General features: G+C 72.8%; 22 protein-coding genes. 13 read left to right on the forward strand and 9 right to left on the reverse strand.

Annotation, left to right across the window (positions count from 1 at the left end; translation table 11 throughout):
* Positions 1–23: 23 nt before the first annotated feature.
* Complete coding sequence (locus AC2YHB_RS01445; RefSeq protein WP_179649327.1) at positions 24–2,042, reverse strand: beta-propeller domain-containing protein; 2,019 nt, start codon at positions 2,040–2,042, stop codon at positions 24–26.
* Positions 2,039–2,569 carry an RNA polymerase sigma factor gene (locus tag AC2YHB_RS01450; protein WP_218864699.1) on the reverse strand — a complete coding sequence of 177 codons (531 nt, stop codon included), beginning with the start codon at positions 2,567–2,569 and terminating at the stop codon, positions 2,039–2,041. Before AC2YHB_RS01450 ends, AC2YHB_RS01445 begins: the two co-directional genes overlap by 4 nt.
* A 133-nt stretch (positions 2,570–2,702) precedes the next feature.
* Here AC2YHB_RS01450 and AC2YHB_RS01455 point away from each other — a divergent pair, with 133 nt between their 5' ends.
* Positions 2,703–3,890: a saccharopine dehydrogenase family protein gene (locus AC2YHB_RS01455; protein ID WP_487353302.1), complete on the forward strand. Its 1,188-nt coding sequence runs from the start codon at positions 2,703–2,705 to the stop codon at positions 3,888–3,890.
* Positions 3,891–3,996: 106 nt separating this feature from the next.
* On the opposite strand, the gene AC2YHB_RS01460 is transcribed toward AC2YHB_RS01455, so the two are convergent.
* From AC2YHB_RS01460 to AC2YHB_RS01475, 4 genes are all read right to left on the reverse strand, one after another.
* Positions 3,997–4,659 carry a hypothetical protein gene (locus tag AC2YHB_RS01460; RefSeq protein ID WP_487353303.1) on the reverse strand — a complete coding sequence of 221 codons (663 nt, stop codon included), beginning with the start codon at positions 4,657–4,659 and terminating at the stop codon, positions 3,997–3,999.
* A 174-nt stretch (positions 4,660–4,833) separates the two neighbouring features.
* Positions 4,834–5,736, reverse strand: coding sequence for a class I SAM-dependent methyltransferase (locus AC2YHB_RS01465; RefSeq protein WP_487353304.1), 903 nt, complete (start codon positions 5,734–5,736; stop codon positions 4,834–4,836).
* A 27-nt stretch (positions 5,737–5,763) separates the two neighbouring features.
* Entirely contained in the window at positions 5,764–6,381 is a 618-nt protein-coding gene (locus tag AC2YHB_RS01470) for a sortase domain-containing protein (protein ID WP_487353305.1), read from the reverse strand.
* A 43-nt stretch (positions 6,382–6,424) separates the two neighbouring features.
* Positions 6,425–8,128 carry a sigma-70 family RNA polymerase sigma factor gene (locus tag AC2YHB_RS01475; protein WP_487353306.1) on the reverse strand — a complete coding sequence of 568 codons (1,704 nt, stop codon included), beginning with the start codon at positions 8,126–8,128 and terminating at the stop codon, positions 6,425–6,427.
* Between the two features lie 89 nt (positions 8,129–8,217).
* Here AC2YHB_RS01475 and AC2YHB_RS01480 point away from each other — a divergent pair, with 89 nt between their 5' ends.
* Entirely contained in the window at positions 8,218–8,673 is a 456-nt protein-coding gene (locus AC2YHB_RS01480; protein WP_487353307.1) for a nuclear transport factor 2 family protein, read from the forward strand.
* Between the two features lie 117 nt (positions 8,674–8,790).
* Positions 8,791–14,289, forward strand: coding sequence for an ATP-binding protein (locus tag AC2YHB_RS01485; RefSeq protein ID WP_308645570.1), 5,499 nt, complete (start codon positions 8,791–8,793; stop codon positions 14,287–14,289).
* A gap of 195 nt (positions 14,290–14,484) precedes the next feature.
* On the opposite strand, the gene AC2YHB_RS01490 is transcribed toward AC2YHB_RS01485, so the two are convergent.
* Positions 14,485–15,750, reverse strand: coding sequence for a hypothetical protein (locus AC2YHB_RS01490; RefSeq protein ID WP_179649343.1), 1,266 nt, complete (start codon positions 15,748–15,750; stop codon positions 14,485–14,487).
* A 1-nt stretch (position 15,751) separates the two neighbouring features.
* On the reverse strand, positions 15,752–16,600 hold the full coding sequence (locus tag AC2YHB_RS01495) for an LLM class F420-dependent oxidoreductase (protein WP_179649345.1): 849 nt from the start codon (positions 16,598–16,600) through the stop codon (positions 15,752–15,754).
* Positions 16,601–16,669: 69 nt separating this feature from the next.
* Between AC2YHB_RS01495 and AC2YHB_RS01500 the strand changes: the two genes are divergently transcribed.
* From AC2YHB_RS01500 to AC2YHB_RS01545, 10 genes are all read left to right on the forward strand, one after another.
* Entirely contained in the window at positions 16,670–17,245 is a 576-nt protein-coding gene (locus tag AC2YHB_RS01500; protein ID WP_179649347.1) for a TetR/AcrR family transcriptional regulator, read from the forward strand.
* The gene (locus AC2YHB_RS01505) at positions 17,245–18,486 is read left to right on the forward strand and encodes a cytochrome P450 (protein WP_179649349.1); all 1,242 of its coding nucleotides are present in this window, start codon (positions 17,245–17,247) and stop codon (positions 18,484–18,486) included. The genes AC2YHB_RS01500 and AC2YHB_RS01505 overlap by 1 nt, the downstream gene beginning before the upstream one ends.
* Positions 18,486–19,262, forward strand: a complete 777-nt coding sequence (locus AC2YHB_RS01510) for an SDR family oxidoreductase (protein WP_179649351.1) — start codon at positions 18,486–18,488, stop codon at positions 19,260–19,262. Before AC2YHB_RS01505 ends, AC2YHB_RS01510 begins: the two co-directional genes overlap by 1 nt.
* Entirely contained in the window at positions 19,259–20,653 is a 1,395-nt protein-coding gene (locus tag AC2YHB_RS01515) for a cytochrome P450 (protein ID WP_308645571.1), read from the forward strand. Before AC2YHB_RS01510 ends, AC2YHB_RS01515 begins: the two co-directional genes overlap by 4 nt.
* A complete protein-coding gene (locus tag AC2YHB_RS01520) occupies positions 20,650–20,847 on the forward strand; it encodes a ferredoxin (protein ID WP_179649353.1) in 198 nt (65 codons plus the stop codon). The genes AC2YHB_RS01515 and AC2YHB_RS01520 overlap by 4 nt, the downstream gene beginning before the upstream one ends.
* A 1-nt stretch (position 20,848) precedes the next feature.
* Positions 20,849–21,490: a nuclear transport factor 2-like protein gene (locus AC2YHB_RS01525; protein ID WP_179649354.1), complete on the forward strand. Its 642-nt coding sequence runs from the start codon at positions 20,849–20,851 to the stop codon at positions 21,488–21,490.
* On the forward strand, positions 21,487–22,947 hold the full coding sequence (locus AC2YHB_RS01530; RefSeq protein WP_179649357.1) for an aldehyde dehydrogenase: 1,461 nt from the start codon (positions 21,487–21,489) through the stop codon (positions 22,945–22,947). The genes AC2YHB_RS01525 and AC2YHB_RS01530 overlap by 4 nt, the downstream gene beginning before the upstream one ends.
* A 127-nt stretch (positions 22,948–23,074) precedes the next feature.
* Positions 23,075–23,824, forward strand: a complete 750-nt coding sequence (locus AC2YHB_RS01535) for an SDR family oxidoreductase (protein WP_179649359.1) — start codon at positions 23,075–23,077, stop codon at positions 23,822–23,824.
* Complete coding sequence (locus tag AC2YHB_RS01540) at positions 23,824–24,648, forward strand: NAD(P)-dependent oxidoreductase (protein WP_179649361.1); 825 nt, start codon at positions 23,824–23,826, stop codon at positions 24,646–24,648. The genes AC2YHB_RS01535 and AC2YHB_RS01540 overlap by 1 nt, the downstream gene beginning before the upstream one ends.
* On the forward strand, positions 24,648–25,058 hold the full coding sequence (locus AC2YHB_RS01545; RefSeq protein ID WP_218864700.1) for a carboxymuconolactone decarboxylase family protein: 411 nt from the start codon (positions 24,648–24,650) through the stop codon (positions 25,056–25,058). Before AC2YHB_RS01540 ends, AC2YHB_RS01545 begins: the two co-directional genes overlap by 1 nt.
* Before the next feature lie 96 nt (positions 25,059–25,154).
* Here the strand turns inward: AC2YHB_RS01545 and AC2YHB_RS01550 are convergent, their stop codons facing one another.
* A complete protein-coding gene (locus AC2YHB_RS01550; RefSeq protein WP_179649363.1) occupies positions 25,155–25,832 on the reverse strand; it encodes a TetR/AcrR family transcriptional regulator in 678 nt (225 codons plus the stop codon).
* Positions 25,833–25,917 lie beyond the last annotated feature (85 nt).

Here is a 25,917-nt window from a genome sequence, read left to right on the forward strand (position 1 = left end):
CGACCGCCGGCCCCGGTCGCGGCTCAGGACAGCTCGAAGAACTGCGCCTTGTCGCCGGTCACCAGCACGACCCGCCCGTCGGGGAGGGGGACCGCGCGCACGTCGTCCACGTCGGCGCCGTACTCCACCTGGACGAGGCGCTGCTGCAGCTTCCCGTCGACGAGGTGGACGACCGAGACGAAGCCGACCCGGGTGCGGGCGGACCTATCCAGCACCGTGATCACCGTGCGCTCGTCGGGCAGCCAGGTGAACGCGCGCGGGTCGGCGCCGGCGAGCGCCCGGAAGGACCGGCCGTAGTCGTGCACGTCGAGCCGCTTCACCCTGCTCACGTCGCGGACGTCGAAGAGCCCGATCTGCGCGCCCCAGCCCCCCTTGCCGTCGGGACCCTCGCCGAGGCCGATCATCCGCCAGGAGCCGAGCGGGTGGAGGTAGGTCGAGAAGCCGGGCACCTTCAGCTTGCCGAGCAGCCGCGGCTTCGCCGTGTCGCTCAGGTCGATCGCGTACATCGGGTCGACCCTGCGGAAGGTCACCAGTACCGCGAGGTCGTCGAACCACCGCACCGACTTGATGTCCTCGTTGACGCCGAGCCGGTCGAGCCGGCCGTGCTCGACCAGCTCCTTGCCCTGGCGCTGCAGGGTGATGACGGAGTTGAAGCTGCCGGTCTCGCTCGTCGGCCCGACCGCGACCCGCAGCACCCCGTCGGCCTCGTCGACCGACCAGCGGTCGGCGATCGAACCCTCGACCTCGCCGGAGGCGACGTGGGTGGCGGCGGTGCCCTCGAGCTCGAATTCGAAGAGGTACGACGTCCCGCTGGCCGGGCCGCGCACGACTGGTGAGCCGACGCCGTCGAGGCAGCGGATGCAGTCGCCCCACCCGCCACCGCCGGCCTGGGTGGCGAGGTAGAGGTGGTCGACCGACTCGTAGGCGATGCCGGTGTGCCCGGCGAGGCCGATCGCGTCCAGCTTGGCCGGGCTGCCGGCGTCGAAGCCGACGATGCTGGTGGTGTCCAGCAGCAGGTCGTCGGAGGGGACCGCGACGTTGGTGCAGTCGAGGAGCTGCTTGCTGTCGCCGTCGGCGGTGACGGTGGGCAGCCAGTCCTCGATGGTGGTCTTCGCGACGAGCTCGCGGTTCCTCTTCAGCGCCTCCCGCTCGGTCACCTTGCCGCGCGGCTCCACGAAGTCGAGCTGCGGCAGGCCGGACTCGAGCACGACCCGGATCGCCTCGCCGTGCTGGCGCGCGGACATCAGCCCCGCGTCGTAGGTGACGTCGTCGGTGACCTCGGGCGCCGACGGGTCGGCGAGGGAGACGGTGAGGACGCGGGTGCCCGGGTCCTCGTCGTCGGACTCGTCGTCGCGACCGACCGCCACGACGGTGTCACCGGACAGCAGCACCTCGGCGTCCTCGACGCCGGTCAGCGGGATCGAGGAGAGCTTCTCGGTGGAGGAGCCGGAGACGTCGTAGGTCACCAGGTCGTCGTCGCGGACGGTGACGAGGAGCCTGCCGTCGGTCTTGACGGAGTCGGGCTCGTCGACGCCGGCCTCCTGCACGTTGGTGCCGGTGTCGCTGTTGGTGACGCGGTCGGTGCGGGGCGCACGGTCGTTCGCGCTCTTGGTGAAGTCCTCAACGCTGGCCTGCTCGCTGAGGGGCATCGTGCGCCTCGCGCCCTCCAGCAGCCCGTCGTAGCCGTCGGCGTAGTAGTAGGGCCCGCCGCCCCACCCCCACGCGGACACCAGCTCCTTCCCGCGCTTCCGGTACGTCGCCAGCAGGTCGTCGCAGGACTTCGCCGGCTCGAGGTCGGCCTGGAAGGCGACGCGCTGGGGCAGCGCCTGGATCCCGCCGGGGCTGCCCGGACCGGACCCGCCGTCGACGAGCGTCCCGGCGACGAACGCGCCGGCCAGGCCGGTGACCACGCCGGCGGTCAGCAGCGGGCGGAGCAGCACCCGCCGGCGGCGGCGCTGCTCGCCGGCCGCGGCGGCGAGGATCGAGGTGACCGGCGCCTTGCCGGTCGGGTAGTCGTCCCAGAGGTTCTCGAGATCGGTCATTTCGCGTCTCCAGCGATGTCGAGGAGGTGGTCGTTGGCAGCGAGGTGGGCCAGCGCCCGGGAGAGCCGGCTCTTGACCGTCCCGGGCGGTACGCCGAGCGCCTCGGCGGTCTGCTTCTCGCTGAGCTGGACGAAGTAGCGGAGCACCACGACGTCCCGGTTCGGCTTGGTCAGCCCGCCGAGCGCCCGGTGCACGGCGTCCGCGATCGCGACCCGCTCGGCCGCGTCGGAGCCGCCGGGGTCGGTCGCGGGCCGGTCGAGGGCCGCCTGGTCGTCGTACTGGCGGTCCTTCCACCACCGCGTGCGGCGGGTGTCGCGCAGGCAGTTGAGGAGCATCCGGTAGACGTACGCGTCGCGGTTGTCGGCGCTGCTGACCCGGTCCCAGCCGGTGTAGCAGCGCACCAGCGTCGTCTGCGCCAGGTCCTCGGCCTCGTCGGGCCGGGCGCCGAGGAAGACGGCCGCGCGCACCAGCGACGGCCAGCTCTGCTCGACGTAGTCGGCGTAGGCCGACTCGTTGTGTGGTTCCACGGGCGCTCCGGTTCTCCTGGCTGCTTGCTGAAGGTACGACGGGGGCAGCCCGGTCCGGGGTTCCATCGGGTCCCGAGACGGTCGCTGGGCGACCTCCTCGACCACCGGCGGGGGCGGATGGAAGAGTGACGCCATGGCTGACAGCTCCCGCCCGTACGACGTCGTCCTCTTCGGCGCCACCGGCTTCACCGGCGGCCTCACCGCCGACTACCTCGCCTCCCAGGGAGGTGACCTGCGGTGGGCGATCGCCGGACGCAACGAGCAGAAGCTGGAGGGCGTGCGCGACCGGCTCGCCGCGACCAACCCGGCGCTGAAGGACCTGCCGATCCTGGTCGCCGACGCCGAGGACACCGACGCGCTCGCCGAGGTCGTGGCGACCACGAAGGTCGTCGCGACGACGGTCGGGCCCTACATCGAGTACGGCGGCCCGCTGGTCGCCGCGTGCGCCGTCGCCGGCACCGACTACGTCGACCTGACCGGGGAGCCCGAGTTCGTCGACCGGACCTACGTCGAGCACAACGCCGCGGCGGAGGGCTCCGGCGCGCGGCTGGTCCACTGCTGCGGCTTCGACTCGATCCCGCACGACCTCGGCGCCTACTTCACGATCAAGGAGCTGGCCAAGGAGGTCGGCGGCGAGCTCACCGCCCCGGTCACGATGCGTGGCGTCGTCCGCTCGAGGGCCGGCTTCTCCGGCGGCACCTTCCACTCGGCGCTGACGGCCTTCTCGAGGGCCCGCCAGATGAAGGAGGCGTCCGGCGCGCGCCGCCGGATGGAGCCGCGTCCCGAGGGCCGCCGCTCCCGGGCGTCGGTGGGCAGGCCGACCCGCGACCACGACCTCGGGTACTGGCTGCTGCCGCTGCCGACCATCGACCCGTTCGTCGTCGCGCGCAGCGGGGCCGCCCTGGCGTCGTACGGGCCGGCGTTCACCTACTCCCACTACGCCGGCACGAAGACCCTGCGCTACGCCGTCGGCGGCGCCGTCGGCGTGAGCGGCCTGACCGTCGCCTCGCAGGTGCCGCCGCTGCGCAACGCGCTGCTGAAGCGGGTCCCGCAGGGCGAGGGGCCCTCGGAGGGCCGCCGCGAGAAGTCGTGGTTCACCGTCGACTTCGTCGCCGAGTCGGCCGGCAGGAAGGTCCACACCCGGGTCTCCGGCGGCGACCCGGGCTACACCGAGACCGCCAAGATGCTGGCCGAGTCGGCCGTCTGCCTCGCCCTCGACGAGAACCCGAACGTCTCCGGCCAGGTGACCACCGCGACCGCGATGGGCGACGCGCTGCTGGCGCGGCTGCAGCGGGCGGGCATCTCGTTCGAGCGCCGCTGAGCTCCTCTTTTCCCCGCGGAGACGACGACGGCCGCCCGGGTGACCGGGCGGCCGTCGTACCTGCGATGGGCCGTGGCCCCACTCCACGACCCACGTGCGGGGGAGGTCAGCGGCGCGCGAGCCGCTGGCGGGCGAACGCCGCGCCCGCCGCGGTGACGACACCGCCGCCGGCCAGCACCCACATGAGCTCCAGGCCCTGACCGTCCTCGGTCGTCGAGGCGGCGCCGGCGTCGATCCGGGTCGGGACCGGGACCTCGTCGGCGATCAGGCCGCCGCTGTTGTAGACGTCGAGGTCCTTGTCGCCCTTGTCGCCCTTGTCGTCGCCGCCCTTGCCGCCCTTGTCGGCGGGCTCGTCCTCGGGCTCGTCGCCCGGCTCCGGGTTGGCGATGTCGCCGGGGCCGTCGGGGCCGCCGTCCTCGGGGTTGGCGATGTCGCCGGGGCCGTGGGGGTTCGGCTCGGGGTCCTCGCCGCCGTTCGGGCCGTCCTTGTCGTCGGGACCGTTCGGGTTCGGGTCGTCGCCCGGCTGGGGCTGCTCGAAGTCGCCGGGGCCCTGCGGCTCCGGGGCCGGCGGGTCGGGCTGCGGCTCCGGCTCCGGGTTGGCGATGTCGCCGGGACCCTTCGGGCCGTCCGGGTTCGCGATGACGATCGGGCCGTCGGGGTCGAAGCCGTCGGCGTGGGCGACGCCGGCGCCGAACGCGACCGCACTCACGGCGATCGGGGTGGCGACCAGCAGGCGGAGGGCGGTGCGGGCGGTGCGGTTGGTGTTCATGACTACTCCCTGGTTTCGGTGGGCCGTGGTGGCCTTCGTTGGGAGTAGGAGCAGCGGGTGCTCGGGACCTTGCAGATTTTCTGGCGAGTTCTTTTCGGGATCTCTCCGGGGCTCCGCGCGGGTCGTGTTACATCAGCAGCCCGTACGCCGAGCCGCCCCTGCGCGCACCCGCGATCAGCCAACCCGGCGCAGCACGCAGACGAGCAACCGGTCGCCCTGCAGCTCGTGCTCGGTGTGGCTCTCCAGCTCGAACCAGTGGTCGCGGAACGCCCGGCGCACCTGCTCCGGCGTCCGGTAGTCCTCGTGCCGCCGTGCGAATCCCTGCGGCAGGTCCGGGCGCGCCGGTCCGCCGGTGTCGGCGCTGAAGGTGGCGGTGACCAGCCGCCCGCCGGGGCGCAGGACCCGCGCCCACTCGTCGAAGGCGAGCTCGGGCTCGGCGAGCAGGTGCAGGGCGGTCACGCAGGTCATGAGGTCGACTGACTCCCCGGCGACCGGCAGGGCGGAGGCGTCCGCCTGCACGAGCTGGGCCTGCGGCAGCGCCGTCCGCGCGACCGCGAGCATGCCGGGGGAGAGGTCGACGCCGACCAGCCGTGCCTCGGGATGGCGCGTCGCGATCGCGCGGAGGACGAGCCCGGTCCCCGTCGCGACGTCGACCACGAGCCCGTCCCCAAGGTCGGTGGCCTGCTCGGCGACGAGGGCGGCGAGGTCGCGGTGCATCCCGCTGGCGTCGTACGTCGCGGCGCGGGCGTCGTAGTGGGCGGCGACCGCCTGCTGCTGGGCCACGGCCTGCCGGAGGTCGGTGAGCTGCGAGCTGAGGTGGTCGCGCTCGTCGATGACTCCCGCGCGTTGCCGGCCGATGGCCCGACGGAACTGCATGTCGGTGACGGCCGAGGCCTGAATCGCGTCGAAGCCGTAGCGCTCCTGCAGCGCGGACATGGCCTCGGCCTCGTCACCGGTGTCCACGATCAGCTGCAGCACGGAGATGGGGTCCTCCAGTGCGGTCGCCAACGCCGAGATGACATGGAGCCGCTCCTCGATCTGGCGGATCCGGTCGGCGAGCGGCGGCGGTCCGTACATGCGCCCGACCCTCCCATGCCAGGACGGTCATGTCCCGAGAAGGTGCGCGAAGACGATCGTGTTGTCCGGGTAGCCACTGGCCGTCCGCGTGCCGCCGCAGGTGATCAGCCGCAGCAGCACGTCGTCGCCGGCGGGCCAGATCCGGTCGTAGGGGAGCCGTTCCTTCGGGACGTCCTCGACGGCGTCGACGACGAAGGTCGCCACCGCGCCCGGGCGATGCACCCGGATCGTGTCCCCGGGCGTGAGCCGGGCGAGGTCCCAGAAGACGTCGGGCCCGTCCGGGCCGTGCACGTGCGCGACGACGACGGCGCCGCCCGGCTCACCGGGACGGGGGCCGGGGGAGTACCACGCCGCCTTCCCGAAGTCCGGGGTGTCGAGCGAGCCGTCGGCCTTCAGCCCGCGGGCGGTCAACCGCTCGTCGACGCCGATCGCGGGCACCTCGATGCGGGTCGGTGCCGCGACCCGTTGCGCCGGCACTGGTGCGGCCGGGACGGGCGGCGCGGGTGGCAGCGCCAGCGCCGGAGGAGGTACGACGACCGCCGGCTCGGGCTCCGGACCGCGGAGCCCCAGCAACAGGCCGGCCACGAGGGCCAGCACGCCGGCGGCGAGGGCGAGGTCGGTGATCAGTCGGCGGGTGCGCTCCATGGGGGTAGGAGCGCGGCGGCGCCGGGACCTTGCACTTTCCGGGTCAGCCGGGGCAGGGGTCGAAGGTGAAGGTGCGCGACCTGCTGGACCGCAGGCCCGCCTTGTCGGTCGCGGTGAAGGTGACCTTCACGTTGCCGCCGACCGCGACCGGGATGGTCACCCGCCAGCGGCCTCCGGACAGCGTCGCCGTGGCCTGGCCGTCGGCGGAGCCGGACCACGTGGCCCGGACCGACTGCACACCGGTCCCGTCGCTGACGGCGGCGGAGACGGGGATGCTGCAGCTGGTGGCACCGGCGGTGATGGTGCCGATCACCGGCGCCCGGTTGACGGTCAGGCTCACGGTGACCAGCACCGTCCCACCCGACCAGGTGACCGCGACCTGGCCGCGGTGCGTCCCCTCGGCGAGCCCCGAGCGGCTCGCGGTGATCCGCAGCCCGGTGGCGTCGCCGGCGGCGACGGAGCCGCCCCCGGTGGACGCCGACAGCCAGCCGACCCGCGGCCGCACGGTGAAGTCGACCGGGCTGCCGCCGACGTTGGACAGGCGCACGGTGTCGCTGGAGCGCCCGGTGCCGAGGTCGATCGAGCGGGTGGAGACGCGCAGGTCGCCGGGCGCGGCGACGGTGGCGTCGGTGCTGGCGGCGGTGGCGGTGCTGCTGGGAGCGGCCGCGGACGAGGTCGCCGTCGCGGACGAAGTGGGCGCGGTCGTCGTACCCGCGGGGGTGGAGGAGGGGGACGCCGGGGTCGACGAGGCCGAGGTCGCGGTGTCGACGGCGACGAGGTCGTCCTCGCCCTGCGGCCAGAGCACGGCGAGCAGGCCGACCCCTGCGAGCAGGAGCAGGACGGCGGCGATCGCCGCGAGCGCCCGACGGCGGCGCGCGCCGCCGTCGTCCGTACCGGCGCCTCCTGCCGGCGGCGCGCCACCGGGCGTCGTCTGGTCCACGTAGAACGCCACCAGCCGCTCGTCGCCGAGGACCCGGTCGCGCAGCGACGGCGGGGCGGCGAAGGCCGGGACGCCGGCGAAGAGGGCCAGCGGGCTGACCATCAGCTTGCGGCGGGTCTCGCAGACCTCGCAGCCGTCGATGTGCCGCGCGACCCGCTTGCGAATGAGCGGCGAGAAGGTGCCGTCCCAGTCCTTCAACAGCGCCGCGAGCTCCTCGCAGTCGTCGCTGCCCCTGCGCGCGATGAGCAGCGCGCCCAGGGCGCGCTCGACCTGGTCACGCGCGCGGCTCAGCATGACGTAGGCGTTGGCCGGGGTGACGTCCATCGCCGCCGCCAGCTCGGCGCCCTCGAGCCCCTGCCGCAGGTGCAGGTCGATCAGCGCGCGGTCGCGGTCGTTGAGGCCCTCGACCGCGGCCCACACCAGCTCGCGCAGCTCGGCCTGGACCGCGTCGTCCGCGACCTGGTCCTCGGGCCCCCGCCCCTGGTCAGGCATGGCTTCCAGCCATTCGTCGTCGTGCGCCTCGCGCCCCCGCGCGCGCAGCGTGCGCAGGCACTCGTTGCGGACCACGGCGTACAGCCACGGCCGCAGCCGGGACGGGTCGCGCAGCTGGCCGACCTTCTCGGCCATCACCACGAAGGAGTCCGCGACACAGTCCTGGGCCTCGACCGGGTTGCGCAGCATCGAGAACGCGAAGTCGTGCAGCCGGTCGGCGTACTTCTCGTAGACGGAGGCGAAGGCCTGCCGGTCCCCGGCGAGCACGCCGGCAACCAGGGACGCGTCGTCGGGCAACGCGTCCGAGGAGCTCATGGCGAGATCGTAGGGACACACGAGTACGAGCGCCCACGACTTCGCACCTTTCACTTTTCCAGAAGTAGAACGAGTTCTAGTGTTCGGCCATGGACAGCACCCGTACCCCGGCCGAGGCGGTCCGCGGCCTCTGGCGCACGCTCTCGGACCGCGACTGGTCCGGCATCGCCGACTGGGTCACCGACGACTGCCTCTACGTCGACATGCCCGTCGGTCCCGCCCTCGCCGCGCGCGGGCCGGTCGACATCGTCAAGCGGCTCCAGGTCGGCCTGCGCGACCTGGCGGCGTACGAGAACCACGAGGGGCTGCTCGTCGCCGACGGCGACGTCGTCATGTACGAGCACTCCGAGACGTGGACCTTCGGGACCGGCGAGGTCGTCGAGCTGCCGTTCGTGACCGTGCACCGGGTGCGCGAGGGCCGGGTGTGCCTGTGGAAGGACTACTGGGACTTCGGAGGCGTCGCGAACAGCGCTCCGCCGGACTGGCTGGAGAGCTTGCAGGCCGCCGACATCTCCTGGGTGTACGACGCCACCGGGCAGGTCTGAGGCGTCGTCGGCCGCCCCCGGCCGACCGGGGGCTGGATGGTGCCGACAACGAATCGGCCGCAATCCTGTGGGATCTGTTGTGTCGGCGGGAGGCCGCTGACTGGCACTGTCGGGAACGTGCCTGAGGTCTCTCGAATCGCCATCGTCAACCGCGGTGAGGCCGCGATGCGGCTGATCCACGCCGTCCGCGACCTGAACGCCCGGCACGCGTCGCCGGACGGGCCGATCCGCACCGTCGCGCTCTACACCGACGTCGACGCCGGGTCCGCCTTCGTGCGCGAGGCCGACGAGGCGTACCTGCTCGGTGCCGCCGCCGACCGGCCCTATCTCGACCTCGCCGTCCTCGAGCAGGCGCTCACCCGGACCGGGGCGGACGCCGCCTGGGTCGGCTGGGGCTTCGTGGCCGAGGACCCCGCGTTCGCCGAGCTGTGCGCCCGGCTGGGCGTCACCTTCATCGGCCCCAGCGCCGACGCGATGCGCAAGCTCGGCGACAAGATCGGCTCGAAGCTGATCGCCGAGGAGGTCGGCGTACCCGTCGCTCCGTGGAGCCGCGGCGGCGTCGACACCCTCGAGGAGGCGCTGGCCAGCGCCGAGGAGATCGGCTACCCGCTGATGCTGAAGGCCACCGCCGGTGGTGGCGGCCGCGGCATCCGCAAGGTCACCTCCGGCGAGGAGCTCGCCGACGCCTACCAGCGCACCCGCGACGAGGCCGAGCGTGCCTTCGGCAGCGGCGTGGTCTTCCTGGAGAAGCTCGTCACCGACGCCCGCCACGTCGAGGTGCAGGTCATCGCCGACGGCCAGGGCACCGCCTGGGCGATCGGCGTGCGCGACTGCTCGGTCCAGCGGCGCAACCAGAAGGTCATCGAGGAGTCCGCGTCGCCGCTGCTGGCGGACGCGCAGGCCGCCGACCTCAAGGGCTCGGCGGAGCGGCTCGCCAACGCGGTCGGGTACGCCGGCGCGGGCACCGTCGAGTTCCTCTACCACCCGGGCGAGCGCACCTTCGCCTTCCTCGAGGTCAACACCCGCCTGCAGGTCGAGCACCCGATCACCGAGGAGGTGACCGGCACCGACCTCGTCGCGCTGCAGATCCAGGTGGCGCGCGGCGTCCCGCTCACCGGCGACCGGCCCACGGAGCGCGGCCACGCCGTCGAGGCGCGCCTCAACGCCGAGGACCCCGACCGCGACTTCGCGCCCGCGCCCGGCCGGATCACCCGCCTGGAGTTCCCGGCCGGTCCGGGCATCCGTGTCGACACCGGCGTCGCCGAGGGTGACACCATCCCGGCCGACTTCGACTCGATGATCGCCAAGGTCATCGCGTGGGGTGCCGACCGCGACCAGGCGCTGGCCCGCCTGCGCCGCGCGATGGGCGAAACCACCGTCGTCATCGAGGGCGGCGCCACCAACAAGAGCTTCATCCTCGACCTGCTCGACCAGTCCGAGGTCACCACCGGCACGCCCGCCTGGGCCGACACCGGCTGGATCGACCGCGTGCGCGGCGAGGGCCGCCTGCAGGCCGCCCGCCACTCCGGCGTCGCGCTCGTCGCCGCCGCGATCGAGGCGTACGCCGAGGAGGAGCGCGCCGAGATCGCCCGTCTGCTGCAGACCGCCCAGGGCGGGCGGCCGCAGGTCCAGCACGACCCCGACCGCACCATCGAGCTCAAGCTGCGCGGGGCGACGTACGCCCTGACCGTGCGGCAGACCGGACCCGCCCGCTACCAGGTCACCGTGGCCGCGGGCGCCGACGAGCGCACGGTCACCGCCGGCCTGGACCGCATCGACGAGGTGCACGGCCGGCTCACCGTGGACGGCCACCGGTTCCGCCTGGTCACCGCCACGCACGGCCCCGTCCAGCTGGTCGAGGTCGACGACGTCATGCACCGGGTCAGCCGCGACGAGGGCGGCATGGTCCGCTCGCCCGCGCCCGCCCTGGTCGTGTCGACGCCGCTCGCCGTCGGCGACGAGGTCACGGCCGGCCAGCCGGTGCTTGTGCTCGAGTCGATGAAGATGGAGACCGCGCTCCACGCGCCGTTCACCGGCCGGGTCAAGGAGCTCCTCGTCCGTGTCGGCAGCCAGGTCGAGACGGGTGCGCCGCTGGTACGCCTCGAGCCGACCGGTGACGCCGCCGCCGAGGCCGGCAGCACCGCCCGGATCGCCGACCTCGACCTGCCGACGCCGGTCGGTGCCGCCGCGGGTGCCGAGGGCTGCCCGCTCGACGAGATCGCCAGCCAGATCCTCGGGTACGACGTCGAGGCCGGCCGGCGCCAGGAGCTGCTGGCCGCGCACCTCGCCGGTCGTGACGCGAGCGCTGCCGGCACGCTGCACGCCGAGATGGCGCTGCTGTCGCTCTTCACCGACTTCGCCGAGCTCAGCCGCAACCGCCCGGCCGGCGACGAGCCGCCGGCCGAGCTGCGCGTGCACAGCTCCCGCGAGTACTTCCACACCTACCTGCGCAGCCTCGACCCCGACCGCGGCGCCCTGCCGGACCACTTCCGCGACAAGCTGCTCAAGGTCCTCGCGCACTACGGCGTCACCGACCTCGAGCGGACGCCCGAGCTCGAGCGCGCCGTCTTCCGGGTCTTCCTCGCGCAGCAGCCGCCGTTCGAGGTCGACGTGGCCGTCGCCGTCCTCCAGCGCTGGCTCGGCGACCCGCCGCCGGCCGCCGAGGACGCCGCCGCCGTCCGCGCCCTGCTGGAGCGGATGGTCCGCGCGACCCAGCTCCGCTTCGCCGCCGTCGGTGACCTGGCCCGCTCGGTCCGGTTCGGCTGGTTCGACCAGCCGCTCGTCGACGACGAGCGCCGGAACGTCCTCGGTGGCGTCGCCGCCGAGGTGGAGGCCCTGACCGACCCGGCCGCCCCCGACCGCGACGCGCGGATCGACGCGCTCACCGCGATCCCCGAGCAGCTCGTCGGCTTCCTGCGCGACCGGATCGCCGAGGGCCTGCCCGCCCGCGAGCCGCTGCTCGAGGTGCTGATCCGCCGCCACTACCTCGAGTTCGACCTGCACGACCTGACCGTCAGCAGCCCCGAGGAGTACGACGGCCGCCCCGTCGTGCACGCCGAGTACGCCACCGACGAGAAGGGCGCCACCCGGGTCGTCTCCACGATCGGCGACATCGCCGAGCTGGCCGACCCCGGCAGCGCCCTGGGTGCCGCGATCACCTCGGTGCTCACGGCCGACCACGACGACGTCGTCGAGGTCTACCTGCGCTGGCCCGACGTACCGGCCGACCCCGACGAGGTCTCGGCCGAGGTGGCGAAGATGCTCGCCGGCCAGGAGTTCGCCGCCCGCGCCCGCCGCGTCTCCGTGGCGGTCTGCCCGCCGGCGCCGCAGCCGGTCGGCTACTTCACGTTCCGCGCCGAGGACGGCGCCGAGCTGGTCGAGGACACCCTGGTCCGCGGCATGCACCCGATGGTCGGGCGCCGGCTGAACCTGTGGCGTCTGCGCGAGTTCGACGTCACCCGACTCACCGCCCCCGACGACGTGCTCCTCTACGAGTGCGTGGCCAAGGCGAACCCGGACGACCGGCGCCTGGTCGCCGCCGCGCAGGTGCGGCAGCTGGCCGTCGTACGCAACGAGGACGGCGACGTGATCGCCCTGCCGCACGCCGAGCGCGCGGTCGAGAACTGCCTGGAGGCGATCCGCCGCGTCCGCACCGCCCGCGGCCGCGAGGGCACCAAGCTCGACGTCAACCACGTGTGGGTCACCGTGTGGCCGGTCGTCGACGCCGACCTCGACCAGCTCACCGCGCTGCAGGGCAAGATCACCCCGCTCAGCGAGGGCGCCGGCATCGAGGAGGTCCTCGCCGAGGGCCGCGTCGCCGGCCCGGACGGCACGCCCGTCCCGCTCGCGATCCGCTTCCACGCCAAGCCCGGCGCGGGCGTCGTCGCCGACGTGATCACGCCGCCGACCGAGCCGCTCGCGCCGATGGACGAGTACGCCGCCAAGGTGCTGCGGGCGCGCCGTCGCGGGCTGGTCTACCCCTACGAGCTGCAGGCCGTGCTCGCCGGTGGCGGCACCCTGGTCGAACACGACCTCGACGACACCGGCGCACTGGTGCCGGTGGACCGCGCGCCGGGCCACAACAAGGCCGGCATCATCGCCGCCGTCGTCACCACGCCGACCGCGCTGCACCCCGAGGGCATCACCCGCGTCGTGCTGTGCGGTGACCCGCTGAAGTCGCTCGGCGCCGTCTCGGAGCCCGAGTGCGCGCGGATCATCGCGGCCATCGACCTCGCCGAGCAGATGGGCGTCCCGGTCGAGTGGTTCGCCGTCTCCGCCGGCGCCCGGATCTCGATGGAGAGCGGCACGGAGAACATGGACTGGGTGGCCGCCGCGCTGCGCCGGATCATCGAGTTCACCCAGGCCGGTGGCGAGATCAACATCGTCGTGGCCGGCATCAACGTGGGCGCCCAGCCGTACTGGAACGCCGAGGCGACCATGCTGATGCACACCAAGGGCATCCTCGTGATGACGCCCGACAGCGCGATGGTGCTGACCGGCAAGCAGTCGCTCGACTTCTCCGGCGGCGTCTCGGCCGAGGACAACCACGGCATCGGCGGTTACGACCGGGTGATGGGCCCGAACGGGCAGGCGCAGTACTGGGTGCCCGACCTGGCCGGCGCCTTCGGCGTGCTCATGGCGCACTACGAGCACACCTACGTCGTCCCCGGCGAGGCCGGCCCGCGCCGCGCGCCGACCACGGACCCCGTCGACCGCGACGTCACGACCCACCCGCACGAGGGCGACTTCGCGACGGTCGGCGAGATCTTCTCCGCCGAGCACAACCCCGACCGCAAGCGGCCCTTCGACATCCGCACCGTCATGCGGGCGCTCGCCGATGCCGACCACGAGATGCTCGAGCGATGGGCCGGCATGGCCGACGCCGACACCGCCGTCACCGTCGACACCCGCATCGGCGGCCACCCGGTCAGCCTCATCGGCATCGAGTCCCGCCCGGTGCCGCGCGCCGGCTTCCCGCCCACCGACGGCCCCGACACCTACACGGCCGGCACGCTCTTCCCGCGCTCGTCGAAGAAGGTGGCCCGCGCGATCAACGCGGCCTCGGGCAACCGCCCGGTCGTCGTACTCGCGAACCTGTCGGGCTTCGACGGCTCACCCGAGTCGATGCGCAATCTGCAGCTGGAGTACGGCGCCGAGATCGGTCGCGCGATCGTCAACTTCCGCGGCCCGATCGTGTTCTGCGTGATCTCGCGCTACCACGGCGGCGCGTTCGTGGTGTTCTCCAAGCGGCTCAACCCGTCGATGACGGTGCTGGCGATCGAGGGCTCCTACGCCTCGGTGCTCGGCGGCGCGCCCGCCGCGGCCGTCGTGTTCGCGGCCGAGGTCGCCAAGCGCGCGGCCGCCGACCCGCGGGTCGCCGAGCTGGAGCAGCGGATCGCCGGGGCCGAGGACGCCGAGCGCGGGGCGCTCGTGGTGGAGCTCGCCGAGCTGCGGGCCCAGCTGCGCGCGGACAAGATCGCCGAGGTCGCCGCCGAGTTCGACGGCGTCCACAACATCCACCGCGCGGTCGAGGTCGGCTCCGTCGACGAGGTCATCGCCGCCAGCGACTTGCGACCCAAGGTCGTCGCCGCGATCGAGAAGGCCCTCCCCGCCTGACCCACCCCCTCCGCCGAGTTGCCGGTTTGCCCGGTCGAGTTGCCGGTTTGCCCGGTCGAGTTGCCGGTTTGCCCGGTCGAGTTGCCGACTCCTGACGAGGGGCCGGACGAAACCGGCAACTCGACGACTCGAAGTGGCGAGTCGGCGCGAAAAGGTGGCAAGTCGGCGCGAAAAGGCGGCAAGTCGCGCGGAGGGTCAGACGGGGGTGATGGGGAGCGAGCGGCGGGGCTGGAAGGCGAAGGTCGCGCCGGTGCTGAAGCGGGTGACGGCGACCTCGTCGGCCTCCGGCGCCGGTTCGGTACGACGGACGACGCGCCCCAGCCAGCCACCGCCCTCCGGCAGCGGCGAGACCTCCACGTCCAGGTGGGCGTCGACCGCCCGGACGACCGCCTGCAGCGCGCCGGTCCACCCGGGGCCGCACAGCGAGATCCAGGCCTGGTCCTCGTGGGCGGGGGACGGGCGCACGACGAGGGTGTCCTCGGCGAGCGTCGCGTCGACGTACACGGCGGGGTTGAGGAGCGGGTGCACGGCGAGCAGCCGGACCGCGGCCGCCACGGGGTCCGCGAGGTCCAGCAGCCCCAGTGCCCGGGCGAGCCGCTCGGCGCCGATGCCGGCGACGCCGACGAGCTGCTTGCGGCGCAGCTTCTCCAGCTCGGCGTCGGTCTCGGTCCGCTCGGCGACGGCGAGCGCGAAGCCCCGGTCCAGCAGGTGCATCTGGAGGCAGACCTCGTCGGCGATGCGCACCAGCGCGGACTTCGAGAAGGCGGCGAAGTCGATGTCGGAGAGCAGCGGGCCGGCGTAGTCGGCCAGCCCCTCGTCAGCCGGGTCGATCGGCGCCAGCTCGAGGGTCGCGGCCCGGGACGCGGCGTTGACCGCCAGGGCCGGCACCGGCTCGGGCTCGGGGAACGCGTCGTCGATGACGACCGTCCACGCACAGTGCGGGTGCCCCTCCGCGGCCCGCTCGGCGTCGCTGCGCGGCGGGCGGTGGATCGGCCGCACCTGCGCGTGCGGGTTGGAGGCGATCGCGGTCGCGTCGAAGGTCGGGTCCTCGATGTCGTGGCACATGCCGCGCACGTAGTCCTCGCCCATCGGCTCCACGTCCATCAGCGCGCCGCAGTGGTCGAGCCGGAACTCCCCGCGCCACGGGTCGTGGACGGTGTAGCGGAAGTCCATGAACTGCGGGGGAGCGCCGATGTCGAGCTGCAGCCCCTTGAAGATCGTCACCACGTCGCCGCGCCCCGGCTCGGTGGGCGCGTAGCCGAGCGCCTCCTGCATCCGCCGCGTGTAGATCGGCGAGGCGGCCGCCCACTCCTCGATCGCGACCTGGAGCATCTCCTCGCGCCCGAAGGCCGCGATGCACCACGCCATGCCGGAGCGGTCGATGAGCTGGCCCATCAGCAGCAGCTCGGGTACGACGACCGCGAGCTCCTCGCGGGTCAGGTCGGCGAAGCGGCTCGCCATGTCAGGCCGACAGCCCCAGGCGGGCCGCCATCTTGTCCAGGTAGGTCAGCACCGCGGACTCGTCGGAGTCGGGGACGCCCCAGATCAGCTCGGACGCACCGGCGCCCATCCAGTCGGCGAAGTCCTCCTCGGTGGGCCGCTTCGCGACCAGGATCCGCACGTCGGGCTGGCCCTCTCGGCCTGCGTCGGCCCACACCTTGCGCAGCTTGTCGGCGTTGGCGGCGACGTCGGTGGTGGTGGGCGTGGTCATCCAGCCGTCGGCGTTCGCCGCGATCCAGTCGAAGGTCTTCGGGCCGGCGCCGGCGCCGATGATGACGGGGATCCGGCCCTGCGGGGGCTTGGGGTAGGCCCAGCTCGGTCCGAACGAGACGAACTGGCCGTCGTACGACGCCTCCTCCTGGGTCCACAGCGCCCGCATCGCCTCGAGGTACTCCTTGAGGACGGTGCGCCGCTTCTCCGCGGGGACGTGGTGGTCGGTCAGCTCGTCGGTGTTCCAGCCGAAGCCGGCGCCGATGGTGACCCGGCCGCCGGAGAGGTGGTCGAGGGTGGCGAGCGTCTTGGCGAGGGTGATCGGGTCGGACTCGACCGGCAGGGCCACCGCCGTGGAGAGCCCGATCGTCGTGGTGACCGCGGCGCAGGTCGCCAGCGAGACCCACGGGTCGAGCGTGCGCAGGTAGCGGTCGTCGGGCAGCTCCTCGCCGCCCGTCGGGTGCAGCGCGTCGCGGCGCACCGGGATGTGGGTGTGCTCGGGCACGTAGATGGTGTCGAACCCGCGCTCCTCGGCGGCCACGGCGAGGCGGGCCGGCGTGATGCCGCGGTCGGAGGTGAAGAGGACGATCCCGTTGCGCATGTCCACCAAACTAGAACGAGTTCTAGGAAATGTCTTGCGCCTGCCCGGATCGTCTCCTATGTTGGACACATGTCCAGTCAGGTGTTCGAAGCGCCGCGCCAGGGGCTCAACCCGCGCCAGGCCGAGACGGTCGAGAAGCTCCTCGCCGCCGGCCTCGAGGAGCTGCGCGCGGTGGGCCACGAGGCGCTCACCGTCCGCACCGTCGCCCAGCGGGCGGGGGTCTCCCCGGCGACGGCGTACACCTATCTCGCCTCCAAGAACCACCTCTTCGCCGAGCTCTTCTGGCGCCACCTCAGCGGGGCCCCGGCCCAGCCGCCCGCCGGAGGTACGGCGACCGCGCGGCTCCAGGCCACCATGCGGGCGCTCACGGCACGGATCGTCGAGGAGCCCGCGCTCGCGGCCGCGGTCACCCCCGCGCTGCTCGGCACGGACCCCGACGTGGAGCGGCTGCGGCTGCGGATCGGCGGGGAGTTCCTCAGCAGGTTCGAGGCGGCGATGGGGGACCAGGCCGACGCCGGCGTGCTGGAGGTGCTGGTGCTGACCTTCTCGGGCGCGCTGCTCCAGGCGGGGATGGGCCTGATGACCTACGACCAGATCGCCGAGCGGCTCGTCGCCGCCGTCGACGTGATCATGCGAGGCAACTGATGACGGTCTCGACAGGCTCGACGACCGGGGCGCCGCTCGTCTTCGACCCCTACGACTACGCCTTCCAGGACGACCCCTACCCGACGTACCAGCGGCTGCGCGACGAGGCGCCCGTCTTCCACGCGGAGGCCGACGACATCTGGGTCATCTCGCGCCACCAGGACGTCTTCGACGTGCTGCGCAACGACACCGTCTTCTCCAACCGGATGGGCGTCTCGCTCGACGCGTCGGCCTGGAACCCCGAGGCGCACCGGGTGATGAGCTTCCTCGGGCTCGACGGCGCGGAGCAGTCGCGCATCCGCAAGCTCGTGTCCGCCGCCTTCACGCCGCGCCGCGTGCGCGAGCTGACGCCGGAGGTGCAGGCGCTGACCGAGCGCTATCTCGAGCGCACCTTCGCGGCCGACGCGGAGCGGGGCGAGGCCGACTGGATCCGCGACTTCGCGGGCCTGCTGCCGATGGACGTCATCTCTGAGATGATGGGCGTCCCGGTCGCCGACCGTGACGAGGTACGACGCCTGGCCGACCTCGTCGTGCACCGCGAGGACGGCGTCCGCGACGTCCCGCAGGCGGGCATGGAGGCGTCCTTCGCGCTCTTCGAGTACTACGGCCAGATGGTCGCGCAGCGTCGTACCGCCCCGAGCGACGACCTCACCTCCGCGCTGATCGCGGCCGAGCTGGACGGCGACCGGCTCACCGACGGCGAGATCATGGCCTTCCTGTTCCTCATGGTCGTCGCCGGCAACGAGACCACCACCAAGCTGCTCGGCAACGCGCTCTTCCACCTCGCCGCGCACCCGGAGCAGAAGGCGCAGGTGCTCGCCGACGTCGCCCTGGTGCCGACGTGGATCGAGGAGACGCTGCGCCACGACACGTCGAGCCAGATGCTGGCGCGCTATGTCACCGAGGACGTCGAGGTCGGCGGCGTGCTGATCCCCGGCGGCTCCAAGGCGCTGGTCCTGCTCGGCAGCGCCAACCGCGACGACCGGGTCTTCACCGACCCGACGGTCTACGACATCCACCGCGAGAGGTCCGAGCTCTCCGAGATCCTCAGCTTCGGCACCGGCCGGCACTTCTGCCTCGGCGCCAACCTCGCCCGGCTGGAGGCCCGCGTGGTCCTCGAGGAGCTGGTACGACGGGTGGCCCACTTCGAGGTGCACGCCGACCGCGCGGTCCGGGTGCACTCGACCAGCGTGCGCGGCTTCGCGTCGCTGCCGGTGACCTTCACGGAGCGGAGCCGCTGATGCCCAGGCCCGTCCACCCCGACCGCCGGCCCGCCGTCGTCGCGGGCGCCTCCTCCGGGATCGGCGCCGAGACCGCGCGCGCCCTGGCGGCCGCCGGCTTCCCCGTCGCGCTCGGCGCCCGCCGTGTCGACCGGCTCGAGGAGCTGGCCGCCGAGATCCGCGAGGCCGGCGGCGAGGCCTTCGTGCACGCCCTCGACGTCGCCTCCACCGAGTCGGTCGAGAAGTTCGCCGCGGCCGTGACGGCCGGGCTGGGCGAGGCCGAGGTCGTGGTCTGCAACGCCGGCCTGCTCGCCCCGGGCAGCCTGCTCGACGCGACCACCGACGACCTCGCCGCCGAGTTCGACGTCAACGTCCTCGGCGCCCATCGGCTGGTCCGGGCCTTCGGTGCCGGGATGGTCGAGCGGCAGCGGGGCGACCTCGTGTTCGTCTCCTCCGACACCGCGCTCCGCGCGCGGCCCTTCATGCGCGGCTACAGCGCCACGAAGTCCGGCCTGGAGGGGCTGGTCGAGGCGCTGCAGATGGAGCTCGAGGGCTCCGGGGTGCGGGCGTCCGTCGTACGGCCGGGGCCGACGTGGTCGGAGATGGGCTCCGACTGGGACGCCGAGGCCGGCGCGAAGGTGCTGACCGAGTGGATCAAGTGGGGCCACGCGCGGCACTCCCACTTCCTGAAGGCCACGGCGATCGCCGACGCGATCCTCACCGTGGTCAGCGCGCCGCGCGGCGTGCACATCAGTCCCGTCGACGTGAACCCCGAAGCACCCCTGGAGGGCAAGTGAGTCTCCACGACATCCCCGAGGTCTCGACCGTCCTCGACGACCAGGACGCCAGCGTCCCGGCGATCATCAAGGGCACCGGGCACCTGCCCGAGATGCGCGTCGACCCGATCGCGCTCTTCCACCGCGTCCGCGAGGAGTGCGGCGACATCGGTCGCTTCCGCCTCGCCGACAAGCAGGTCGTGCTGGTCACCGGGGCCGAGGCCAACGAGGCCTTCTTCCGGGCGCCGGAGAGCGTGCTCGACCAGGCGGCGGCGTACCCGTTCATGACGCCGATCTTCGGCAAGGGCGTGGTCTTCGACGCCTCCCCCGAGGAGCGCCAGCAGATGCTGAAGAACCAGGCGCTGCGCGGCGACATGATGCGCGGGCACGCGCAGACCATCGAGGCCGAGATCCGCCGGATGGTCGCCGGGTGGGGCGACGAGGGCGAGATCGACCTGCTCGACTTCTTCGCCGAGCTGACCATCTACACGACCTCGTCCTGCCTGATCGGCAAGCCCTTCCGCGACCAGCTCGACGGGTCGTTCGCGGAGATCTACCACCGCCTCGAGCACGGCACGGACGCGATCGCGTACGTCGACCCGTACGCCGACATCGAGAACTTCCGGATCCGCGACGAGGCCCGCGAGGAGCTGGTCGCGAAGGTGCAGGCGATCATCGCGGCGCGGGTCGAGCTGGCCGAGTCGCTGGGCGGTGAGATCCCCAGGGAGGACAGGGACCTGCTCGACGTCCTCATCGCCGTCGGGTACGACGCCGAGATGGTCACCGGCATCTTCATCTCGATGATGTTCGCCGGCCACCACACGTCGTCCGGCACGGCGTCGTGGGCGATGATCGAGCTGCTCCGCAACCCCGACGTGATGGGCGACGTGGTCGCCGAGCTCGACGCGCTCTACGCCCCCGACGCCGACGGCACCGCCCCCGAGGTCTCCTTCCAGGCGCTGCGCTCGATCCCGGTGCTGGAGGCGGTGCTCAAGGAGACCCTCCGGCTGCACCCGCCGCTGGTGATCCTGATGCGCCTGGTGCAGGAGGACTTCGACCTGCTCGGCCGGACCATCCCCGCCGGCACCGTGCTCGCCGCCTCGCCGCGGGTGTCGAACAGGATCGAGGAGGACTTCCCGAAGGCCGACCGGTTCGACCCGGCCCGGTACGTCGACCCGCGCCAGGAGGACCTGCAGAACCGCTGGACCTGGATCCCGTTCGGCGCCGGCAAGCACCGCTGCGTGGGCAACGCCTTCGCGATGATGCAGATGAAGGCGATCTTCTCGGTGATCCTGCGCGACTTCTCCTTCGAGCCGGTGCAGCCGCTCGACTCCTACCGCGACGACTTCACGAAGATGGTCATCCAGCTCGCGCAGCCCGCCCGGGTCCGCTACCGCCGGAGGGCCCGATGAGGGTCGTCGCCGACACCGGCCTCTGCCAGGGCCACCAGCTCTGCCAGGGCGAGGCCCCGACCGTCTTCGGCTTCGACGAGGACGCGGACGTCGTCGTACTCCTCGACGAGCACCCGGACGAGGCGCTGCGCGCCGACGTCGCCACCGCCGTGAAGTACTGCCCTGCTTTCGCCCTGTCCATCGAGGAGGACTGAGATGAGTGACCCGACCCCGCAGCTGAGCAGGGCCGAGATCGAGGAGTTCTGGGCCACCTGGCTGCAGATCAACCGCGACGTCGAGGCGACGGGCGACTGGCGTCCGATGGCCGAGTGGTACGCCGAGGACGCGACCTACGGCTGGATGTACGCGCCCGACGAGCACTTCATGGCGGTCGGCCGCGACCAGATCCGCGACTGGGCGATCGGCATCGAGATGGACGGCCTCGACGGCTGGCACTACGACTACGTCTGCACCGTCATCGACGAGCAGAAGGCGATGGTCGTCGGCTTCTGGAAGCAGCGCTCCGGCATCCTCGACGACGACGGCAAGGAGTTCGAGATCCTCGGGCTCGGCGGCTCGTGGTTCGGGCTGAAGCGGGTCACCGAGGGCGCCGACGCCGGTCTGGTGAAGATCGACTGGCAGCGCGACTGGTTCGACATGCCGTCGACGGCGCACACCTTCATGGAGATCATCAAGGCCGACAAGGCGCCCGACACGCTGCTCAAGCGCATGTCGGTCGCCGGCCACGGCGTCCCCGGGCACTACCACCACGAGGACCTGCCCTCGACGGTGTGGCCGCCGCCGGTCGAGGCCGGGCTGTACGTCGAGCAGGCCGCGGCGCCGGAGGTGACGGCGTGAGTGCCCTGCCTCCTCCCGCCCAGCAGCTGATCGACGGCAAGCTCGTCGCCGCGTCGTCCGGCGAGACCTACCCGATCCTCAACCCGGCCACCGGCGCCGAGATCGGCGTCGCCCCCGACGGCAGCGCCGCCGACGTGGATGCCGCGATCGCCGCGGCCCGGCGGGCCTTCGACGAGTCGTCGTGGTCGACCGACGTCGAGCTCCGGCTGCGCTGCCTGCGGCAGCTGCACGCCGCGCTGCTAGAGAACGCCGACGCCTTCCGCGCGCTGACCACCGCCGAGGTCGGCATGCCGGGCTTCATGATGGGCGCGGCCGGCTTCGACGTACCCGTCGACGGGTTGAGGTGGGTGACCGACCTGCTGGAGTCCTACGAGTTCGAGACGGACCTGGGGGTCGCCTCGCCGATGGGGATCCCCTCGCGTCGTACCGTGCGCCGCGAGCCGGTCGGCGTCGTCGCCGCCATCACGCCGTGGAACGTCCCGACGCAGATCAACCTCGCGAAGGTCGGCCCGGCGCTCGCCGCCGGCTGCACCGTCGTCCTGAAGCCGGCGCCGGACACCCCGTGGGTGGCGGCCGAGCTCGGCCGCCTGGTCGCCGAGCACACCGACATCCCCGCCGGGGTCTTCAACGTGGTGACGCCGCGCTCCAACGAGGTCGCGTCCGTGCTGTCGACGGACCCGCGCGTCGACATGGTCTCCTTCACCGGCTCGACCGCGGTGGGGCGCGCGATCATGGCCGCCGCCGCGCCGACCCTGAAGAAGGTCTTCCTCGAGCTGGGCGGCAAGTCCGCGGCGATCGCGCTCGACGACGCCGACGTCGCGGCCGTCGCGGGCGGTACGGCGTTCGCCGCCTGCATCCACGCCGGCCAGGGCTGTGCGATCACGACCCGCCTGATCGTCCCGCGGGACCGGTACGACGAGGCGGTCCAGGTCGCGGCGCAGACGATGGAGTCGATCGGGGCCAAGGACCCGGCCGACCCGGGCGCGATCTGCGGCCCGGTGATCTCCGCGGCGCAGCGGGACCGGGTGGCGTCGTACTTCGCGGTGGCGCTGGAGGAGGGCGGTCGTTTCGCCACGGGTGGGGCGATCATCGACCAGCCCGGCTTCTGGGTCGCGCCGACGGTCGTCGCCGGCCTCGACAACTCCTCGCGCCTCGCGCAGGAGGAGATCTTCGGCCCCGTGCTCGTCGTCATCCCGCACGACGGCGACGACGACGCGGTCCGGATCGCCAACGACTCGGCGTACGGCCTCTCGGGCTCCGTCGACTCGGGGTCGCTGGACCGGGCCAAGGCCGTCGCTGCCCGGATCAGGACCGGGACCCTCGCGGTCAACGGGGGTGTGTGGTTCAGCCCGGACGCGCCGTTCGGTGGCTACAAGCAGTCCGGGATCGGCCGGGAGATGGGGGTCGCCGGGTTCGAGGAGTACCTGGAGATGAAGACGGTGGCGTTTCCCGCGTGAGCCTGCAGGTGCATGAATCCCCGGTCGACCGGGGATTCCGGCGCTTGACGGCCGTTGCAACCCCCGACAAGTGCATGAATCCCCGGTCAACCGGGGATTCATGCCCACCAGAGTGACTGGAGTGAACATGCGTTTCGAGAACAAGGTCGTCGTCGTCACCGGCGCGGCGCAGGGCATCGGCGAGGCCTACGCCCGGGCGCTCGCGAAGGAGGGCGCGGCGGTCGTCGTGGCCGACCTCAACGAGGAGTCCGGCGCCAAGGTCGCCGCCTCGATCAACGAGGAGGGCGGCCGGGCGATCTTCGTCAGCTGCGACGTGTCCTCGGCCGAGTCCGCCGAGGCCCTGGTCCGGCAGACCGTCGCGGAGCTCGGCGGGATCGACCACCTGGTCAACAACGCGGCCATCTACGGCTCGATGGAGTTCAACCTGTTGATCTCGGTCGACTGGGACTACTACCGCAAGTTCATGAGCGTCAACCTCGACGGCGCCCTCGTGATGACCCGCGCGGTGTACCCCGAGATCGCCAAGCGGGGCGGTGGCGCCATCGTCAACCAGTCCAGCACGGCGGCGTACCTCTACTCCGGCTTCTACGGCCTCGCCAAGGCCGGCATCAACAGCCTCACCCAGCAGCTCGCGCACGAGCTCGGCGGACAGCGGATCCGGGTCAACGCGATCGCCCCGGGCCCGACGGACACCGAGGCGACCCGCACCCAGGCCGGCGACGCCGCCAAGGACATCGTCCGCAACAGCCTCGCCATCAAGCGGATGGGCTCGGTCGACGACATGGTCGGTGCGCTGCTCTTCCTGCTCTCCGACGACGCGTCGTGGGTGACCGGCCAGGTGCTCGCCGTCGACGGCGGCCAGACCTTCCGGCTCTGATGGCCGACGTGATGGGTGGGGGGATGCGCGTCGGCTTCGTCGGCCTCGGCAACATCGGCAAGCCGATGGCGCTGCGCCTCGCCGCCACCGAGGGCCTCGCCCTGCAGGTGTACGACGTCGCGCCGGACCCCGTCGCCGAGCTGGTCGCGGCCGGCGCCACCGCCGTCGCGTCGGTGGCCGCGATGGACGCCGACGTCGTGTGCGTGATGGTGCGCGACGACGACCAGGTGCGGGCCGTCGCGGCCGAGGTTCCCCACGGCACGGTGCTGGTCGTCCACTCGACCGTGGCGCCGGCGACCCCGGCCGAGCTGGTGGCGGCGGGGCACCGGGTCCTCGACGCCCCCGTCAGCGGCGGTCCGATGGGCGCGGCCGAGGGCAGCCTGGCGATCATGGTCGGCGGTGAGGCCGACGCGTTCGACGCCGCCCGGCCGGCGCTCGAGGCGATGGGCACGAAGGTCGTCCACGCCGGCCCCATCGGTGCCGGCACCCGGATGAAGCTGGCGCGCAACCTGATCCACTTCGTCGCGTTCACCGCCGTCACCGAGGCCCAGCGCCTCGCCGAGGCCGGCGGACTCGACCTCGTCGCGCTCGGCGAGGTCGTGCGGCACACCGACGCGATCACCGGCGGACCGGGCGCGATCATGTATCGCGGCACCACGGCGCCGATCGCCGAGGACGACTTCTGGCACGGCGTCTTCTCCCACGTCGCCGCACTGGGGGAGAAGGACCTGGGCTTCGCGATCGCGCTCGCCGACGAGCTCGGCGTCGACGTACCACTGGCACGCGAGGCGCTGCCACGACTGGGGAAGGGACTGGGACTCTGATGGGCGAGGAGAGCGACAAGTTCGACGACCTGCCGGAGGCGCGGGCACGGGGCCTGCGCAAGATGGAGGAGGTCTACGGCTTCGACATGACCGACGGCACGGGCGACTTCTTCCGCTACACCGCGGAGCACCTGTTCGGTGACATCTGGCAGCGCCCGGGCCTCTCCACCCGCGACCGGCGGCTGTTCCTGATCGGCATGCTGGTCGGCCAGCGCGCCAACGACGTGCTCGGCATCCAGGTCCCCGCGGCCCTCGCCAACGGCGAGCTCGACGAGGAGGCGCTGCGCGAGCTGGTCATCCTCGCCTGCCACTACGACGGCTGGCCGAACGGCTCGCGGATGAACTCGGTCGTCGAGGACGCCATCGCCAAGGCGGCCCGGGCGCGGGCGAAGGCCGCCGAGTCCGACTGACGCACCGGCGAGCCGGGGTCGGTCCTCCGGGTTGTGGCGCATCCGGTCCAGCAGGCCCGGGATGACACCGACCTCCGCCCGGTCGAGCCCGTCGGGTCAGTGACGGGCGGGCTGGCCGGCCAACGCCTCGAAGGAGTCGAGGAGGACGTCGATGCCGGCCAGGAAGACCTCGCGACCGGTGAGCACCAGCAGCTCGGGCAGCACCGCGGCCAGCGCCGGGTGGCGCGCGGCGTCGACGGCACGCAGGTCGCCCACCCAGCTCGTCGGCGGTACGCCGGCTGCCTCGTCGAGCTGCTGCTGGGAGAGGGTCGCGGCCGCTGCCAGCACGTAGCTCGAGTAGGCCGCGTAGCAGCGCACGACCTGGGGCTTGTCGAGCCCGGCCCGGCCGAGCTGCTCGAGGATCCAGTCGATCACCGCGAGCTCGCCCGGGCCGCCGGTGGATATGGCCGCCGCCTGGACCCCGATCTGCGGATGGGAGGCGAAGATGTCGATGGTGTGGAGGGCGCCCCCGCGGAGCTGGTCGCGCCAGGGTGCGTCGCGGTCGACCGCGGCGAGCGACGCGGCGATGAGGCCGTCGAGGAGCGCGGCCATCAGCTCCTCCTTGTCGCGGAAGCGTCGGTAGATCGCGGTCGGGTCGGCGCCCAGGGCGCTGCCCAGCGCACGGAACGTGAGCGCGGAACCGCTCGCGGCGAGCTCGGTCGCCGCCGTGAGGATGGCCTCGCGATCGAGCGCGGCGCGCTTGCGGGGCCGGGGGCCGGTGGGGGATGGGGGCATGCGTGACCTCTCTGTCGCTACAGAACAATAGCGTTGCCAACACCGTTGACAACGCTGTTGGCAAAGTTCTAGCGTTCCCGCCAGT

The sequence above is a fragment of the Nocardioides sp. SRI_004 genome (assembly GCF_057586415.1).